Origin of the sequence: Agrobacterium sp. Ap1 (genome assembly GCF_017313375.1) — a bacterium.
GTDB lineage: Bacteria > Pseudomonadota > Alphaproteobacteria > Rhizobiales > Rhizobiaceae > Neorhizobium > Neorhizobium cellulosilyticum.
The window spans coordinates 427,843-444,454 of sequence record NZ_JAFLMY010000003.1 but is presented as its reverse complement, the minus strand read 5'-3'; the positions used below and the strand labels follow the sequence as shown (position 1 = coordinate 444,454).

General features: G+C 59.4%; 16 protein-coding genes, 1 tRNA gene and 1 riboswitch. Of the genes, 5 read left to right on the top strand and 12 right to left on the bottom strand.

From position 1 onward, the window contains the following. Positions 1-110: 110 nt before the first annotated feature. Positions 111-311 (top strand): KTSC domain-containing protein, encoded by a 201-nt coding sequence (locus tag JZX87_RS08385; protein WP_183823462.1) that lies wholly within the window; start codon positions 111-113, stop codon positions 309-311. 216 nt (positions 312-527) lie between these two features. Here JZX87_RS08385 and JZX87_RS08380 read toward each other — a convergent pair. Both JZX87_RS08380 and JZX87_RS08375 read right to left on the bottom strand, forming a co-directional pair. Beyond that, positions 528-601 (bottom strand) — tRNA-Gly (locus tag JZX87_RS08380). A gap of 120 nt (positions 602-721) precedes the next feature. Continuing rightward, complete coding sequence (locus tag JZX87_RS08375) at positions 722-1,813, bottom strand: 2'-deoxycytidine 5'-triphosphate deaminase (protein ID WP_148148307.1); 1,092 nt, start codon at positions 1,811-1,813, stop codon at positions 722-724. 77 nt (positions 1,814-1,890) lie between these two features. Continuing rightward, positions 1,891-1,968, top strand: a riboswitch (SAM riboswitch). 46 nt (positions 1,969-2,014) lie between these two features. Between JZX87_RS08375 and JZX87_RS08370 the strand changes: the two genes are divergently transcribed. Both JZX87_RS08370 and apaG read left to right on the top strand, forming a co-directional pair. After that, a complete protein-coding gene (locus JZX87_RS08370; RefSeq protein ID WP_206825045.1) occupies positions 2,015-3,193 on the top strand; it encodes an O-succinylhomoserine sulfhydrylase in 1,179 nt (392 codons plus the stop codon). Between the two features lie 219 nt (positions 3,194-3,412). Continuing rightward, on the top strand, positions 3,413-3,805 hold the full coding sequence (gene apaG, locus JZX87_RS08365; RefSeq protein ID WP_112458352.1) for a Co2+/Mg2+ efflux facilitator ApaG/CorD: 393 nt from the start codon (positions 3,413-3,415) through the stop codon (positions 3,803-3,805). Positions 3,806-3,815: 10 nt separating this feature from the next. Here apaG and JZX87_RS08360 read toward each other — a convergent pair whose 3' ends face one another. The 3 genes from JZX87_RS08360 to JZX87_RS08350 all read right to left on the bottom strand — a co-directional run bounded on the left by JZX87_RS08360 (position 3,816) and on the right by JZX87_RS08350 (position 7,158). Then, the gene (locus tag JZX87_RS08360) at positions 3,816-4,802 is read right to left on the bottom strand and encodes an Hsp33 family molecular chaperone (protein ID WP_148148309.1); all 987 of its coding nucleotides are present in this window, start codon (positions 4,800-4,802) and stop codon (positions 3,816-3,818) included. Between the two features lie 191 nt (positions 4,803-4,993). Then, entirely contained in the window at positions 4,994-5,911 is a 918-nt protein-coding gene (gene argF, locus JZX87_RS08355; protein ID WP_183823470.1) for an ornithine carbamoyltransferase, read from the bottom strand. Positions 5,912-5,961: 50 nt separating this feature from the next. Continuing rightward, positions 5,962-7,158: an aspartate aminotransferase family protein gene (locus JZX87_RS08350; protein WP_183823472.1), complete on the bottom strand. Its 1,197-nt coding sequence runs from the start codon at positions 7,156-7,158 to the stop codon at positions 5,962-5,964. Positions 7,159-7,562: 404 nt separating this feature from the next. On the opposite strand from JZX87_RS08350, the gene JZX87_RS08345 reads away from it, so the two are divergent. Both JZX87_RS08345 and JZX87_RS08340 read left to right on the top strand, forming a co-directional pair. Further along, positions 7,563-8,102, top strand: coding sequence for a GcrA family cell cycle regulator (locus JZX87_RS08345; protein ID WP_148148312.1), 540 nt, complete (start codon positions 7,563-7,565; stop codon positions 8,100-8,102). A 198-nt stretch (positions 8,103-8,300) separates the two neighbouring features. Continuing rightward, complete coding sequence (locus JZX87_RS08340) at positions 8,301-8,735, top strand: PACE efflux transporter (RefSeq protein WP_183823474.1); 435 nt, start codon at positions 8,301-8,303, stop codon at positions 8,733-8,735. Positions 8,736-8,805: 70 nt separating this feature from the next. Here the strand turns inward: JZX87_RS08340 and phoB are convergent, their stop codons facing one another. From phoB to phoR, 7 genes are all read right to left on the bottom strand, one after another. After that, positions 8,806-9,489, bottom strand: a complete 684-nt coding sequence (gene phoB / locus JZX87_RS08335; RefSeq protein WP_112458346.1) for a phosphate regulon transcriptional regulator PhoB — start codon at positions 9,487-9,489, stop codon at positions 8,806-8,808. Positions 9,490-9,518: 29 nt separating this feature from the next. After that, a complete protein-coding gene (phoU, locus tag JZX87_RS08330) occupies positions 9,519-10,232 on the bottom strand; it encodes a phosphate signaling complex protein PhoU (RefSeq protein ID WP_148148314.1) in 714 nt (237 codons plus the stop codon). Between the two features lie 47 nt (positions 10,233-10,279). Next, a complete protein-coding gene (pstB, locus tag JZX87_RS08325) occupies positions 10,280-11,095 on the bottom strand; it encodes a phosphate ABC transporter ATP-binding protein PstB (RefSeq protein ID WP_148148315.1) in 816 nt (271 codons plus the stop codon). A 12-nt stretch (positions 11,096-11,107) separates the two neighbouring features. Then, a complete protein-coding gene (gene pstA, locus JZX87_RS08320; RefSeq protein ID WP_148148316.1) occupies positions 11,108-12,424 on the bottom strand; it encodes a phosphate ABC transporter permease PstA in 1,317 nt (438 codons plus the stop codon). Then, the gene (gene pstC / locus JZX87_RS08315; RefSeq protein WP_148148317.1) at positions 12,421-13,905 is read right to left on the bottom strand and encodes a phosphate ABC transporter permease subunit PstC; all 1,485 of its coding nucleotides are present in this window, start codon (positions 13,903-13,905) and stop codon (positions 12,421-12,423) included. The genes pstA and pstC overlap by 4 nt, the downstream gene beginning before the upstream one ends. Positions 13,906-14,069: 164 nt before the next feature. Continuing rightward, positions 14,070-15,104, bottom strand: a complete 1,035-nt coding sequence (locus tag JZX87_RS08310; RefSeq protein ID WP_206825044.1) for a substrate-binding domain-containing protein — start codon at positions 15,102-15,104, stop codon at positions 14,070-14,072. Between the two features lie 192 nt (positions 15,105-15,296). Then, positions 15,297-16,550, bottom strand: a complete 1,254-nt coding sequence (phoR, locus tag JZX87_RS08305) for a phosphate regulon sensor histidine kinase PhoR (protein ID WP_210349006.1) — start codon at positions 16,548-16,550, stop codon at positions 15,297-15,299. Positions 16,551-16,612: the final 62 nt, after the last annotated feature.

The following is a 16,612-nucleotide window of genomic DNA, read 5'->3' as shown; positions in this document are numbered from 1 at the left end:
CACATGCAGGCACTGCCAAACATCTTGATAGATGAATTCATCATTATTGACTCGATGGCATGCCCGACTATTTTCAATGCAGGGAGGCCGGCGAAACAGGATGGGAACTCATGCGTATCCATCTCAGATCAAAGCTTATCGATTCCGTCGAGTATGACGAAATGTCGTTCCGCATGACGGTATTCATGTCCAACGGGCAGGTTCGCGAGTTTTGCGAGGTTCCCGCCGTTGTCATCGCCGATCTGTGTGATGCGAGTTCGCCCGGTGGCTACTATATGCGCGCGATCCGCAACCGCTATCCGACGCCATGAATAATCGTTGGCTCCGCCTCAGGCTTGCCGGGTGGATCAGTGAAAGTTCGTGACAGTCGACCTTTGCCGGAAGCGCGTTGACTGGCCTTCTTATTGGGCTGCGCCAGCAGAACGAACCATCTCACCCAAGCCGAAGATACGGCTTCAAAGACGTCTTATGCCGGGAGGCTCATCATCAGGGGTATAGGCAGCTTTGGCCTTGGCGGGAAAGGTGGCTGGAGCGGGTGAAGGGAATCGAACCCTCGTATTCAGCTTGGGAAGCTGCTGCTCTACCATTGAGCTACACCCGCTTGCGCGTGCAGGTTTCCAACAACGGATCGCGGCTGTCAAGGCCGGCTGGGTTGTCTGCGGCATCGGGATTGGTCGGGCAGATACGGTTCGAAACGCCCAACCGGGATCGAGCGTGATGCTCAGCCGCGGAAATGTTTCGACAGTTTCAGACCCTGCGCCTGATAGTTCGAGCCGAGACCAGATCCATAGAGACCTTGCGGAGCTTCCAGCATATGCTCGTAGACGAGGCGTCCGACGATCTGGCTGTCTTCGAGGATGAAGGGCACCTCGTGGCTGCGGACCTCCAGGACGGCGCGGCTGCCTCGTCCGCCTGCGGCTTCGTGTCCGAAGCCCGGATCGAAGAAGCCGGCATAATGGACACGGAATTCGCCGACCAGCGGATCGAAAGGGGTCATTTCGGCGGCATAAAGCGGCGGCACATGCACGGCCTCGCGGGAGACGAGGATGTAGAACTCATCCGGATCGAGGATCAGCTCGTTGCGGCCGCGGCTGTAGAGCGGCTCCCAGAAATCGAAAACATCGTGCTGGGCCTTCTTGTCGACATCGACTACGGCCGTGTGATGCTTGCCACGATAACCGATCAGGCCATTCGCATCACCCTTGAGATCGATCGACAGCGCGATACCGCCGCCGGACACGTTCGGCGTCGAGGATGCGACCAGCGTTTCGGTCTCGTGCAGATGCAAGAGTTCAGGTTCCGACAGGAGGGCATTGCCGATGCGGAAGCGGATTTGCGACAGGCGCGAACCCTGTCGGGCGACGATCGGGAAAGTGCGCGGCGAGATTTCGAGATAGAGCGGGCCGCGGTAACCGACCGGGATCTTGTCGAACTCCTGCGCATGATCAGTGATGACGCGGGTGAAGATATCGAGACGGCCGGTCGAGGATTTCGGATTTGCCGACGCCGACATATTTGCCGGCAGATCGAGGCTTTCCATCAGCGGCACGATATAGACGCAGCCGGTTTCCAGAACCGCGCCCTCCGACAGATCGACAACATGCAGCTTCAACCGGTCGAGCTTATCGGAAACGAGGCTGTTTGGACCTGGCATGAAGGAGGCGCGCACGCGAAATGCCTTGGCACCCAGACGAAGGTCCAAGCTGGCCGGCTGAATCTGATCGCGGTCGAGATCCCGTTCGGAGACCAGCCGTCCCGTTTCGAAGAGCGCCGCAATTGCGCGGTCCGCCAGAATTCCCGTGTCGCGAGCCATGATCGTTTCTTTCAAAATTTGGCGGTGACAAAACCAAATGCAGGGCATTGACGCAAGCGAATGCGAGGCGTAAGCCAGCTTTATCCCGTGGTGATTTGCCGGTCGGCTTGCAGCCACGTTAAACAAGTGGCTAAAAAGACCGGGTTGCTAAAACCGGTCTGCTTTCGCGGCCGGTTTTTTTGTTTTGGATTGAGGACTAGCATGACAAACAAATGGCGCCCGGCAACTACACTCGTCCACGGCGGTACGCTGCGTTCGCAATATGGCGAAATGTCTGAAGCGATCTATCTCACCCAGGGCTTTGCTTACGACAGTTCGGAAGCCGCGGAAGCGCGCTTCAAGGGCGAGACCGAAGGTTACATTTACGCCCGCTACGGCAGCCCGACCAATGACATGTTTGAAAAGCGCATGTGTGCGCTGGAAGGTGCGGAAGAAGCCCGCGCCACGGCATCCGGCATGGCCGCCGTTTCCGCCGCCCTGCTCTGCCAGCTGAAGGCCGGCGATCATATCGTTGCAGCCCGCGCGCTGTTCGGCTCGTGCCGCTGGGTGGTCGAGACGCTTGCTCCGCGCTACGGCATCGAATGCACACTCATCGACGGTCGCGATCTCGCCAACTGGGAGAAAGCCATCCAGAAGAATACCAAGGTGTTCTTCCTCGAAAGCCCGACCAACCCGACGCTCGAAATCGTCGATATTGCCGGTGTTGCGAAGCTCGCCGACCAGATCGGCGCAAAGGTCGTGGTCGACAACGTATTCGCGACCCCGCTTTTCCAGAAGCCGCTGGAACTCGGCGCTCACATCGTCGTCTACTCGGCCACCAAGCATATCGACGGCCAGGGCCGCAGCCTTGCCGGCGTGATCCTTTCCGACAAGGCGTGGGTGGACGAGCATCTGCAGGATTATTATCGCCACACGGGTCCGGCCATGTCGCCGTTTACCGCCTGGACGCTGATCAAGGGACTTGAGACGCTACCGATCCGCGTCAAGGCGCAGACGGACAACGCCTCGAAGATCGCCGACTTCCTGGCAGAGCACAAGCATGTCGCCAAAGTCATCTATCCGGGCCGCAAGGACCATCCGCAGGCCGACATCATCGCCAAGCAGATGAGCGGCGGATCGACCCTGGTCTGCTTCGAGCTGAAGGGCGGCAAGGAAGCTGCCTTCAAGCTGCAGAACGCGCTGGACGTGGTGACCATCTCCAACAATCTCGGCGATACGCGCAGCCTGATCACACATCCGGCAACAACGACGCACAAGAACCTCACCGACGAGGCGCGTGCAGAGCTTGGCATTTCGCCCGGCACCGTGCGCTTCTCGGCCGGCATCGAGGACGGCGAGGATCTGCTTGAAGATTTCGCCAGGGCTCTGGCTTCTATCTGAGGTCTTTTCGGCTCGTCGATATGGTGAATCCGGTTTTCGGATTCACCATATCAGTTATCCCTAATTCCAAGAACAGATCACAGTTTCTCGCGTAAACCGCGAGTTTTCTTGACGTTCGATGCCGTGTGTACGATATGCGGGGATGTAGATTCCATGTTCTACGGCGTGGTTGACGTGCAAGAAACGATATCCGGCGCTGTAGTTTTGAGGTATTTGTCCATGTATCGCGCCCGGACAAGAGACATAGAAGTTGCCGTCGAGCCGTTCTATCTGGAGGAGCAATCCAGTCCGGAAGAGAGCCGCTATGTCTGGGGCTATCGCATCGTTATCGAGAACCACTCGATCCATACGGTAAAGCTGGTTCACCGCTACTGGCATATTACCGATCAGAACGGTCTGGTCGACGAAGTGGACGGGCTTGGCGTCGTCGGAGAACAGCCGCGCCTGCAGCCGGGCGACAGCTATGAATATTCATCGGGCTGCCCACTGGACACGCCATCCGGCATGATGTTCGGCTATTACGACATGCAGACGGAAGAAGGCGAGGTCTTCAAGGTCGACATCCCCGCCTTCTCGCTGGATTCACCCGGGCTAAATCGGGTGCTGAATTGAGCCCTGCGGCTCAGGCCGGAGCGAATTCCGCCAGTTCGTAACGATAGGTCGTCGAGCAGAATTCGCAGGTGACGGCGATCTGGCCGTCTTCCTGGCTTGCCTCGATTTCCTCCGCCGTGAAGCCGGCGAGCACGCCCTTGATCTTCTCGCGCGAACAGCTGCAGCGGTCGAAAACCGTCTGCGGTTCATAAACCCGCACGCCACGCTCGTGGAACAGGCGATAGAGAAGCCGTTCGATCGCGACCTGCGGATCGGTCAGCTCGTCAGTGTCGATCGTCTCGACCAACGAACGGGCTTCATCCCAGGCATCATCGGTGACGCTGGTATCGCGTTCGTCGCCATCACCGCCGTGGAGATCCGGATGACGCATGCGCTCCGGCGCCTGGGGTAGGAACTGGGCGACCAGACCGCCTGCCCGCCAGTTATGACGCGGCTTGCCGTCCTCATCGCGGTCGAAAAGCTCGGCCACGGCAAGACGGACACGGGTCGGTATCTGTTCCGACTGACGGAAATAGACGCCGGCAATCTCTTCCAGAGACGAGCCGTCCATCGGCACGATGCCCTGATAGGGCTGCATGCCCTTGCCCTGATCGATGGTGAAGGCGAGCACGCCCTGACCAAGAAGCTCCGGCGGCGAGGTCTTGCCATCCTTGACGGCAGCAGCCAGTGCATCCTCGTCGTAACGGGCATAGGCGCGAAGCGCATCCGGCGTGGAGAAATCAGCCACGAGAAGATCGACGGGTCCGTCGCCCTTGGTCTGAACTGTGAACTTGCCATCAAATTTCAGCGAAGTACCGAGCAATGCCGTCAGCACCAGTGCTTCTGCAAGCAGCCTTGCAACCGGCGCCGGATAATCATGGCGACCCAGAATGGTGTTGAGAAGCGGCCCAAGCTGCACCGCACGGCCACGAACATCCAGGCCCTCGACCTGGAAGGGAACAACCCTGTCGTCTCCGGCAAAGTGGAGGTCCTTCAGTTCCACGGTTGCTTCCGCCATCATCTTACTCCTTCACACCGATCGTCTCGGGCCTTGTCCCCGACCTTTACACAAACAGGCCGGCAAGCGGAACCGCTGGGCCGCTCGAAAATGTCGGGGATGTCTGTTGAAGCGCCGGCACCAGGCACGGCGCGTTTGAAAGCCGACAAATGGTGCCGGCTTCAAGCCAATTCAAGAGCCAGAAGACAGGCTCAGATCGCGCCGAAGCACCAGGCCAGAATGGACTTCTGGGCGTGGAGGCGGTTTTCAGCCTCGTCGAAGACGACCGACTGCGGGCCATCGATCACGGCGTCGGTGACTTCCTCGCCACGATGGGCCGGCAGGCAGTGCATGAACAGCGCATCGGCCTTGGCCTGCTTCATCAGCGCTTCATTGACCTGATAGGGCTGGAAGATGTTGTGGCCGCGCGCCTTGTGTTCCTGGTTCATCGAAACCCAGGTATCCGTGACCACGACATCGGCGCCGGCAACCGCGCGCTCGACATCGTGGGTGAGCATGATCTCGCCGCCGTTGTTGCGCGCCCAGTTCAAGAACTTGTCATGCGGCTCGGAACCCATCGGAACGGCCATATTCATGCGGTAACCGAAACGGGCCGAACCTTCGACGAGCGAATGCAGCACGTTATTGCCGTCGCCCGTCCAGGCAATCGTCTTGCCGGCGACGGGACCGCGATGTTCCTCGAAGGTCATCAGGTCGGCCATGATCTGGCAGGGATGGGTGTCGTCTGTCAGCGCATTGATGACCGGCACGGTGGCATGTTCGGCCAGTTCCAGAAGGCGCTTGTGATCGGTGGTGCGGATCATGATCGCGTCGACATAACGCGACAGAACCTTGGCGGTGTCGCCGATCGTCTCGGCGCGGCCGAGCTGCATCTCGGTACCCGACAGGAACAGCGTCTCGCCGCCGAGCTGGCGCATGCCCACATCGAAGGAGACGCGGGTGCGGGTGGACGGCTTCTCGAAAATCATGGCCAGCATCTTGCCGGCCAGCGGCTTGTCAGCCGTGCCGGCTTTGGTTGCCAGCTTTCGCACCTTTGCATCATCGAGGATGGAGCGCAGGTCACCCGCCGACACAGCGGAAAGATCGAGAAAATGCTTGGGAGATGCCATTACCTTGTTCCCTAACGGAGGGAACCGGAAGGCGCCCTCTCTACGTATTCTTAAGCGGATTTCTTCAGCTGGTCAGCCGACAGCGTTTCGGCAGCACGCTCGATACGGCGAAGACCTTCGCGCGCTTCCTCGGCGGTGACGACAAGCGGAGGCAGAATGCGGACGACGTTATCGCCAGCCATAACGGCCAGCATGTGCTGATCGCGCATTCCGGAGATCAGGTCGCCGGCCGGCACCTTTGCCTTAATGCCGAGCAAAAGGCCCTCACCGCGAATATCCTCGATCACCGTCGGGAAACGATCCTTGAGCGCTGCAAGGCCCTGACGGAAGACGAGTGCAACATCGCGAACGTTTTCCAGGAAACCGTCGGCGAGCACGATATCAAGCACCGCATTGCCACAGGCCATAGCTAGCGGGTTGCCGCCATAGGTGGTGCCGTGGATGCCGGGCTTCATGCCGGATGCGGCTTCTGCCGTTGCAAGGCATGCGCCGAACGGGAAGCCGCCGCCAATACCCTTGGCGATCGCCATGATGTCCGGGGTGATGCCGGCCCATTCATGGGCAAAGAGCTTGCCGGTACGGCCGACGCCGGTCTGAACTTCGTCGAGGATCAAAAGAAGACCCTTTTCGTCGCAGATGCGGCGCAGCTCGCGCATGAATTCCTTCGGAACCGGACGCACACCGCCCTCGCCCTGGATCGGCTCGATCAACAGAGCGCCGGTGTTCTCGTTAATCGCAGCGTTCAGCGCATCGAGATCACCGAAGGGCACCTGATCAAAACCCTGAGCCTTGGGGCCGAAGCCTTCCATATATTTCTCCTGGCCACCGGCTGCGATCGTTGCGATCGTGCGGCCGTGGAAGGCACCTTCAAAGGTGATGATATGGAACTTTTCCGGATGCCCCTTGGAATAGTGATAACGGCGGGCCGTCTTGATTGCGCATTCCAGCGCTTCCGCACCCGAATTGGTGAAGAAGGCCTTGTCCGCAAAGGTTGCGTCGACCAGACGGCGCGCCAAGCGCTCCTGCTCCGGAATCTCGTAGAGGTTCGACAGATGCCAGACCTTCTCGGCCTGCGACTTCAGCGCTTCGACGAGATGCGGATTGGCATGGCCGCAGGACGTGACAGCGACACCCGCACCGAAGTCGAGATATCGCTCGCCGCTTTCCGTCACAAGCCAAACGCCTTCGCCACGCTCAAAGCGCAGCGGGGCCCGGGCAAAGGTGTCGAAAAGCGCAGATTCAGCCATGGCGGCTCACTCCTAATGCATCCGATTGCGGATATTCAAAAAATCAAAATGCCGCCCTCGGGGCGGCCGCGGCACTATCGCCACTCATCCATGTGATGTCAATAAAACTCACGGAAATCTGGGGTTTCAAGGCATTTTGCTGCAAGGACGCAACCCTGCCGACAGCTGTGACAAAAATGACTCTCCCGGAAAGCAAGTTGGGGAAAACCGGGAAATCGATTCGTGGCGATTCCGGGGACTCTTGTCACGGAGTCTGCGGACCTCTAGGTTAAAGATCAATTACTAGACTGCATGCGGCGGAACTAGTCACCAAAAGCATAGATATAGTGCCTGTTGCGAGATGTATCGCGCGACATTGGTGAGGGATTCTGCATGCCACCAACGTTCAAAGGCGGAGAACGGGCATGAACTGGACGGACGAGCGCGTTGAAAAACTGAAAAGGTTGTGGTCGGAAGGCTTGAGCGCCAGCCAGATCGCCGCACAACTTGGAGGCGTAAGCCGCAATGCCGTGATCGGCAAGGTCCATCGCCTCAACCTGCCGGGCCGCGCAAAGGCGGGCGGCACAATCGCGACGAACCGTACGGCAAAGCGCCCAGCAGCAACGACCTCCCGTCCCCAGCAGACATTCGCCACCCGTCCGGCAGCACGCCCGGTCGCCCGTCCGGTCGGCGCAACCGCGCTCAAGGAAGAGGTCGAGTTCGAGGCTTCGCAGGAACTGGTCTACCGTCCCGCTTCCAACGTTGTCCTGCCGATTTCCCGCAAACTGGCGCTGACCGAATTGACCGAACGCACCTGCAAGTGGCCCGTCGGCGATCCGCTGACGGACGATTTCCACTTCTGTGGCTGTGAGTCCCCGGATAATTCGCCTTACTGCACCTACCATGCGAAGCTCGCCTACCAGCCGGTCAACGAGCGCCGCCGTCCGAGCGCTGCACGGGCCTAAGTTCGGCACCATAAACAACGATCAAGCGGGCTTCGGCCCGCTTTTTTGTTTGCCGTGCTGCGGGTTCTGCAAGGCAGCCTTGCCCGCCTGCGCCTTGCCTCCTGCGCCACAAACACCTATCTGAAAAGGCGTGAGGACGACCTCCCCCAGAATGGGCATTGATGCCGGGACGACCCGGATAACCCAATGGGGTATAAAATGCGCACGACACGCGACCGTATTCGTCACGCCATCAGCTTCGAAATCATCGGGCTTGCGATTTTCACACCGCTCGCCTCTTTCGTCTTCGGCATACCGGTCGAACATATCGGTGTCGTCGGGATCGTTTCGGCAACGCTGGCGACCGGCTGGAACTATCTCTACAATCTCGGCTTCGACCACCTGATGCAGACGTATCGCGGCGGTACGCAGAAAACCATGGCGCTGCGCGTTGCACATGCCGTGCTGTTCGAACTCGGACTGCTGATCGTGCTGATGCCGTTCATCGCTTGGTATCTGGGCGTGAGCCTGATGCAGGCGCTCGTGATGGATATCTCGTTCGCCCTGTTCTACCTGGTCTATGCGTTCTTCTTCAATCTGGCCTACGACCGGATCTTTCCGCTGCCTGAGTGGCAGGAAGAAGCCAAGGCCTGAAATGCTTCAGCCCGAGGCGGATGACCGCACTCGGGCTGAGAAACCTGCATTCCAGATGCTATCCCGCGTATCAGGATTCCATCGAATAGCCGGCACCGCGAACGGTGCGGATGACATCCTGCATGTTGGAGAAGTTCAGCGCCTTGCGCAGGCGGCCGACATGCACGTCGACGGTGCGTTCGTCGACATAGATATCGTGGCCCCAGACGCCATCCAGAAGCTGGGAGCGCGAGAAGACGCGGCCGGGCGAGACCATGAGGAATTCCAGGAGACGGAATTCGGTCGGGCCAAGGCGTACTTCACGGCTCTTGCGATGAACGCGATGGGTCTCGCGATCCAGTTCGATATCACCGCATTTCAAGACGCTGGAGAGAACCTCGGGCTTGGCACGGCGCAACATCGCCTTGACGCGCGCCATCAGTTCCGGCGTAGAGAAGGGCTTGACGACATAGTCGTCGGCACCGGTCGCCAGACCGCGAACACGTTCGCTTTCCTCGCCGCGCGCTGTCAGCATGATGATCGGCAGGCGCTCGGTCTCTGGTCGCATGCGCAGGCGCCGGCACAATTCTATGCCGGAAACGCCGGGCAGCATCCAGTCGAGAACCAGAAGATCCGGAGCACGCTCCTGAAGCCGGATCTCGGCCTCATCACCTCTCAGAATGGTTTCGACCTCGTAGCCTTCGGCTTCGAGATTATAACGGAGGAGGACGCTGAGCGCCTCCTCGTCTTCCACGACCGCAATTCTCGGCTGCATACTAGATACACTCCATCAGACAGGCAAAATCAGTCAGCAATCGCGCCGACGGTGTTCGCCGTATCGTCCTTGGGACGCTCGCCTTCCGGCACAGCACCCGTCGTCATGTAGTAGATGGTTTCCGCGATGTTGGTCGCGTGGTCACCGATACGCTCGATGTTCTTGGCGCAGAACAGAAGATGCGTGCAGGTGGTGATGTTGCGCGGATCTTCCATCATGTAGGTCAAGAGTTCGCGAAAGAGCGATGTGTACATGGCGTCGATTTCTTCATCGCGCAGGCGGATCGCTTCGGCCTTTTCGGCAGAGCGGCTGGCATAGACGTCCAGCACTTCCTTCAATTGAACGGCAGCGAGATCGGAGAGGTGTTCCAGACCGCGGGCGAGTTTGCGGGGAACGCCATGGCCCTGAACCGCAATGACGCGCTTTGCGGTGTTCTTGCCGAGATCGCCGACGCGTTCCAGGTCGGCTGCGATACGCAGCGTGCCGATGATTTCGCGCAGGTCGGCAGCCATCGGCTGGCGCTTGGCGATGGTGACGATCGCCTTGTCCTGGATCTCGCGCTCGGCGTGATCCAGGATCACGTCGTCGGAGATAACCTTCTGGGCCAGGGCAGAGTCACCATTGACCAGGGCTCGCACGGCATCTCCGCACATCTGTTCCGCAAGGCCACCCATTTCCGAGATGCGGCGGCGCAGATACTTCAGTTCTTCGTCGTAGGCCGACAGGATATGACTTGATACCATCTCTTTGTCCTCAAAATCCGTAGCAGCGGGCAACAGGCAACGGCCAATCAGCCGAAGCGGCCCATGATGTAATCCTGGGTGCGCTGGTCATCCGGATTGGTGAACATCTTGTCCGTGTCATTCTCTTCGACCAGCTGGCCGAGGTGGAACATGGCGGTACGCTGGGATACGCGGGCGGCCTGCTGCATCGAGTGGGTGACGATGACGATCGTATAGTTGGCGCGCAGTTCGTGGATCAGTTCCTCGACCTTTGCGGTGGCGATCGGGTCGAGCGCCGAGCAGGGTTCGTCCATCAATATGACTTCCGGCGAAACTGCAACCGCACGGGCGATGCAGAGACGCTGCTGCTGACCACCGGACAGGCCGGTGCCGCCTTCATGCAGGCGATCCTTGACTTCCGCCCAGAGGCCGGCGCGCTGAAGGCTGGCTTCGACGATCTGGTCCATATCCGCCTTGTTGCGGGCAAGACCGTGGATGCGCGGGCCATAGGCGATGTTTTCGTAGATCGACTTGGGGAACGGGTTCGGCTTCTGGAACACCATGCCGACGCGGGCGCGAAGTTCCACGACGTCGATTTCCTTGTCGTAGATATCATCTTCATCAAGGGTGATCTTGCCGGTGACGCGGCAGCCCTCGATCGTGTCGTTCATGCGGTTGAGCGTGCGCAGGAAGGTCGACTTGCCGCAACCCGAGGGGCCGATCAGCGCCGTCACCGTGTTTTCGCGGACATTCAGGTTCACGTCGAAAAGCGCGCGCTTCTCGCCGTAATAGACTGATACGTCCTTGCCAATCATCTTGTACGCGACTTCATTCATCTTCTTGTCCAGCGCCTTCTCAACTGCTGCTTCTGACAACATATTCATTGTGTCGATCTCCTACCAACGGCGTTCGAAGCGCCGACGCAACAGAATTGCACCAACATTCATGACCACGAGGAACAGGAGCAGGATGATGATCGCTCCCGAAGTTCTTTCGACGAAGGCGCGTTCCGCCTCGTTTGCCCACATGTAGATCTGCACCGGCAGGGCAGTAGATGGATCCATTGGCGTCGTCGGATAGTTGGCGACGAAAGCCACCATGCCTATGAGCAGCAGCGGTGCGGTCTCGCCGAGCGCATGCGCCAGGCCGATGATCGTGCCGGTCAGAATGCCCGGCATGGCGAGCGGCAGGACGTGATGGAAAATGGTCTGCATCTTCGATGCGCCGAGGCCTAGAGCCGCTGCACGGATCGAGGGCGGAACAGCCTTCAGTGCCGCGCGGGTGGCGATGATGATCGTCGGAAGCGTCATCAGCGTGAGGACCAGGCCGCCGACCAGCGAAGCCGAGCGCGGCAGGCCCATGAAGTTGATGAAGACCGCCAGACCCAAAAGACCATAAACGATGGAGGGGACGGCCGCGAGGTTGTTGATGTTCACCTCGATCAGGTCGGTGAACTTGTTCTTCGGCGCGAATTCCTCGAGATAGATCGAGGCGGCAACGCCGATCGGCAGCGCCAGGACGAGCACGATCAGCATCATATAGAAGGAGCCGATCAAGGCCACGCCGACGCCGGCAGCTTCCGGACGGCTGGAATTGCCATTGACGAAAATGCCGGTGTTGAAGTGCTTTCCGAGGGCGCCGGATTCCGCAAGCTGGTTCATCCAGCCGACCTGCTGGTCGGAAACCTTACGGTTGTTTTCCGACACGGAGAGATCGATCTGGCCCTTGAATGCGCTGTCGATATCTCCGGCGGCAAGCAGCGAGACCGTCTGGGTCGTGCCGATGATCTGTGGGTTGGCGACAACCATGTCACGCAGCTGGCCACGAACGCCGTCCGAGATCATTTGGTTGACGGCGCGCAGACCCGAACGATCGGTTTCGGCAACGCCGAGCACCTTGGCGACGGCATTACGGGCGATGAGCGGGTAATTCGCCGTCACCAGCTTCTGCGGATCGGTGGCGCGCTCGTTATCCTTGTCGATGATCTGTTCGGAGAATTCGACCGGAACGGTGATCATCGTCTGCTGGAAGGCGGTGTATCCCTTGGAAACGACCGACCACAGAAGCAGCGCGAGAAAAAGAAGCCCGAAGGACAGGGCGGCGATGCCATAGGCGCGGAAGCGACGTTCTGCGGCGTAGCGGCGCTTGATGCCGATATCGCGACGGGCGGGCTTCGCCAGGACGCCGGCGGGGGAAGAAACCACGTCGGTCATTCGTACTGCTCCCGGTATTTGCGCACGATGAAGAGCGCGTAGATATTGAGGCAAAGCGTGATCACGAAGAGCGTGATACCCAGTGCGAAGGCGACGAGCGTCTGCGGCGAGGTGAATTCAAGGTCGCCCGTCAGCTGGCTGACGATCTTGACCGTCACCGTCGTCATCGGCTCGAATGGATTGAGCTGCATGCGGGCCGCCACACCGGCAGCGAGAACCACGATCATGGTTTCACCGATGGCACGAGAGGCGGTCATCAGGAGAGCGCCGACAACACCCGGCAGAGCAGCCGGCATGACGACCTTCTTGATGGTTTCCGATTTGGTTGCGCCGAGACCGAGCGAACCGTCACGAAGGGCACGGGGCACTGCGGTGATGATGTCGTCCGACAGCGAGGAGACGTAAGGGATCAGCATGATGCCCATTACGAAACCGGCTGTCAGAACGCTCTGAGCCTGGATGAAGTTGGCGAAATCACCGGTGGCGATGCCGTTGATGCTGGACGAAAGATCCCGCAGAAACGGACCGACCGTGGTCAGCGCGAAGAAGCCATAGACGATGGTCGGGATACCGGCGAGAACTTCGAGCAGCGGCTTGGCGATCGAACGAAGCTTCGGCGAGGCATATTCCGACATGTAGATTGCCGAGAACAGGCCGACCGGTACGGCCACGAGCATTGCGACGAAGCCGATATAAAGCGTGCCGAGCAACAGCGGGATCAGACCGAACTGGCCCTCCGAGGCGCTCGCACCGGCTGCAGCGAAACGCGGATCCCAGACGGTGCCGAAGAAGAACTCCCAGGCAGGAACGCGGCCGAAGAAGTGGCCGGCTTCCGTCAGCATCGACATGACGATACCGATCGTCGTGATGATCGCGATCGACGAAGCGACGACAAGCGCACCAAGAATGACACGCTCGACCCTGTTGCGGGCGCGGAAGCGATGCGAAATGCGGGTATAGGAAAGACCTGCGCCAATCAGCGCAACGATCAGCACAACAGCCGTCATGACGCGGTTGCTGATCTTGTTCATCGCATTGAGGTCGCCGGCGGACTCGACCATGTACGGTTCCGGATCACCGGCAAGCGCAACACCCTTGGCGCCGAGCGCGCTTCGAAGTTCGGCAGGGTTGCTGCCGACCCTGTCGATCTCGTCCAGCGTCAGGATATCCATGCCGCGGGCAAGCGAGTTGACCATGCCGAAAGCGAGACCCTGCTCAGCTTCTGACCTGGCCTTCACATCTTCGGGGAAACCGCCGCGAATGGTGGAATTGATGTAGAGCGGGCTGGCAATCAGCCAGGCAGCCAGAACGATCGCGGCCGGCAGGACGGCGCAGATCGCGACGAACGAGCCATAATAGCCGGGACGAGAATGGAGTTTGGAGGACAGGCCGCCAGCGATCGCCAGCGCATGTCGGGTCCCAACGACATAACAGACGATCGCAATAATCGCCAAAATCAACAAGATCAGTGGTGTGCTCATCAGAATCCCCCGGCCTACCGCCATCGGCGGCAGCCACTACCGCACAATTCCCATCACCGGAACCGAATTGGTCGCAAATACCCAGTTAAAAGGTCGCCCTGCGAAGGCGCCGGCCGAATGCCGGATAAGAGACCGGCGCCGCCGAAGCGGCGCCGGATCAAGCATTACATGGTCTTGCCGGCTTCGAAGTCCTTGCGGACCTGTTCGCGCTGATCGTCCGGAGCGGCAACCAGGCCGTATTCGGCGAGCGGGCCTTCCGGGCCAACCATGTCGTCAGAGATGAAGAACTCTACGTATTCCTTCAGGCCCGGGATAACGCCCAAGTGAGCCTTCTTGACGTAGAAGTACAGCGGACGGGAAACCGGGTACTTGCCGGAGGAGATCGTCTCGGTCGAAGCTACGACGTCCGAAACAGTTGCAACCTTCAGCTTGTCCTTGTTGTTTTCGTAGAAAGCCAGGCCGAAAACGCCGAGGCCAGTCTTGTTGGCAGCGATACGAGCGAGCGTTTCGGTGTAGTCGCCGTCGATGTCGACAGCTACGCCGTCCTTACGGACTGCAACGCACTTGGCGGCAGCCTGCTTGGCATCGGCGATAGCAGCCTTGATAACGTCGGTGGCGCCGGCTTCCTTGCAGCCTTCAGCCATGATCTTCTCTTCGAAGACTTCGCGGGTGCCGTGCTTGGAGCCCGGGATGTAGGCAGCGATCGGGCCCTTCGGCAGAGTAGCGTTGATGTCCGACCAGTTCTTGTAGGGGTTGGCGACGAGCTTGCCGTCAACAACAACTTCAGCGGCGAGAGCCTTGTAGAGATCCTTCGGCTCGATCTTCATGTCACCGTTCGAGCTATCAGCGGCAAATACGATGCCGTCGTAACCGATGCGGATTTCCTGAACGTCGGTAACGCCAGCTGCCTTGCAGGCTTCGGCTTCGCTCTTGTTGATCTTGCGCGAAGCATTGGCAACGTCGATCGTGCCTTCACCAACGCCCGAGCAGAAAGCCTTCAGACCGCCGCCGGTGCCGCCGGATTCAACAACCGGAGCCTTAAAGTTCGGGAAGGTTTCCGCGAAAGTTTCAGCAACGATCTTGGCGTACGGCAGAACGGTGGAGGAGCCGGCAACCTGGACCTGGTCGCGAGCGGCAGCAGCGCCGGCGAATGCGACAGAGGCCACGAGGGCAGCTGCAGAAAGTTTCAACATGTTCATCGATCTCTCCCATGATGGGGTTTGTGAAAGCTTTGATCGCCGGCTTTCGCACCTGCCGGCTTCTTGCCCGCTCCTATTAGCGGCCGTTGACCTCAGCTTTTATGTCACTTCGATGAAACATTTGTGACAAATTAAATATCTGATTTCACTACATAATATTGTTGCACGCCTGTGCAGTACGTATGTTTTATGTCAGAATCTGACGGTAAACTCGGATCCCTTGCCCAGTTCTGACTTCACGATGAGGCGGGCGCGGTGTCTGGTGAGGATATGCTTGACGATGGCGAGTCCCAGGCCGGTGCCCTTTTTCGACCGACTGTCGGCAACGCTAACCCGATAAAAACGCTCGGTAAGTCGCGGGACATGCTCCGCGGGAATGCCAGGACCGCGGTCGACGACACTGACTTCCACCGGCTGGGATGGCTCGTTGCGCAGGAAGACGTCAACGAACTTGCCCTCCTGACCATATTTGCAGGCATTCTCGATCAGGTTCTCGACGACTTCCACAAGTTCGTCGCGGTCCCCCAGGACCTCAACCTTTTCTTCCGGCAGATGAAGGCGGATTTCGACGCCAAGCTCTTCCGCCAGCGGCAGCAGCGCATCACGGACATGGCCGATAACCGGACGAAGATCGACGGACTGGTCCGGCGCGATATGGGATTTCAGTTCGAGCCTCGAAAGCGACAGGAGATCGTCGACAAGGCGGCTCATGCGGGTCGATTGATCCAGCATGATGCCGAGAAATCGTTCCTTGGCGGCATCATCAGAACGCGCCGGCCCCTGCATGGTCTCGATGAACCCGCGCAGCGAGGCAAGCGGGGTGCGCAATTCATGGCTGGCATTGGCGACGAAATCGGACCGCATGCGATCAAGCCGGCGAAGTTCGGAGATATCCTTGAACGACAGGAGGAAGAGTTCTTCCGCACCGAAAGCGTCCAGCGGCTCCATTGCCGCGATGCGCAGGAGGTAGACGCGCTCGGAGGGGAGCCTTTCAGAATGCTCGATCTGGTTCGGCTCGCCGGTTGCGATCGTCTCCTTGACCATGTCGAGAATACCCGGCGAGCGCAGGCGCGCCGAGAGATGCGAGCCGATCGGCAGCAGGCCAAGCGCCTTTTCCGCCGCCTTGTTTTCCCACAAAACGATCGCCTCGGCATTCAACAGTAGGACCGGGATATCGAGAGCGGAAAGCGTCGCTGCGATACTGGGCAGTGGATCGGACGCCAGCTCTTCTTCCTCAAACTTCTCCAGTTCCGCGACGGGCATGACGACCGGAGGCCGGGCCGAAACCGCCAGGACAAGAATCAGCCAGACCAGAGCAACCCAATACCAGGGCAGACCTGCGGCAATCGCGGCCAATGCAGACACCGTCAGCAACAAGAAGAGACGCCATTCTCTTCTCATCGCGGCGATAAGACCTCCGCCTGCCTGCTCTGCACTCGACGCCATGACAACCCCAACTGGATCCCGGGCCACATCCCGGCATTTTGCTTGCTAAACACGTGGTCATA

Excerpts from the sequence above, each read along its gene's own strand:
- JZX87_RS08340 (WP_183823474.1), top strand. The coding sequence starts at position 8,301 with ATGCGCACGACACGCGACCGTATTCGTCACGCCATCAGCTTCGAAATC.
- JZX87_RS08345 (WP_148148312.1), top strand. The coding sequence starts at position 7,563 with ATGAACTGGACGGACGAGCGCGTTGAAAAACTGAAAAGGTTGTGGTCG.
- phoU (WP_148148314.1), bottom strand. The coding sequence starts at position 10,232 with ATGGTATCAAGTCATATCCTGTCGGCCTACGACGAAGAACTGAAGTAT.
- pstA (WP_148148316.1), bottom strand. The coding sequence starts at position 12,424 with ATGACCGACGTGGTTTCTTCCCCCGCCGGCGTCCTGGCGAAGCCCGCC.
- apaG (WP_112458352.1), top strand. The coding sequence starts at position 3,413 with ATGTATCGCGCCCGGACAAGAGACATAGAAGTTGCCGTCGAGCCGTTC.
- phoR (WP_210349006.1), bottom strand. The coding sequence starts at position 16,550 with ATGGCGTCGAGTGCAGAGCAGGCAGGCGGAGGTCTTATCGCCGCGATG.
- JZX87_RS08385 (WP_183823462.1), top strand. The coding sequence starts at position 111 with ATGCGTATCCATCTCAGATCAAAGCTTATCGATTCCGTCGAGTATGAC.
- JZX87_RS08310 (WP_206825044.1), bottom strand. The coding sequence starts at position 15,104 with ATGAACATGTTGAAACTTTCTGCAGCTGCCCTCGTGGCCTCTGTCGCA.
- JZX87_RS08375 (WP_148148307.1), bottom strand. The coding sequence starts at position 1,813 with ATGGCTCGCGACACGGGAATTCTGGCGGACCGCGCAATTGCGGCGCTC.
- pstB (WP_148148315.1), bottom strand. The coding sequence starts at position 11,095 with ATGAATATGTTGTCAGAAGCAGCAGTTGAGAAGGCGCTGGACAAGAAG.
- pstC (WP_148148317.1), bottom strand. The coding sequence starts at position 13,905 with ATGAGCACACCACTGATCTTGTTGATTTTGGCGATTATTGCGATCGTC.
- phoB (WP_112458346.1), bottom strand. The coding sequence starts at position 9,489 with ATGCAGCCGAGAATTGCGGTCGTGGAAGACGAGGAGGCGCTCAGCGTC.
- JZX87_RS08370 (WP_206825045.1), top strand. The coding sequence starts at position 2,015 with ATGACAAACAAATGGCGCCCGGCAACTACACTCGTCCACGGCGGTACG.
- argF (WP_183823470.1), bottom strand. The coding sequence starts at position 5,911 with ATGGCATCTCCCAAGCATTTTCTCGATCTTTCCGCTGTGTCGGCGGGT.
- JZX87_RS08350 (WP_183823472.1), bottom strand. The coding sequence starts at position 7,158 with ATGGCTGAATCTGCGCTTTTCGACACCTTTGCCCGGGCCCCGCTGCGC.
- JZX87_RS08360 (WP_148148309.1), bottom strand. The coding sequence starts at position 4,802 with ATGGCGGAAGCAACCGTGGAACTGAAGGACCTCCACTTTGCCGGAGAC.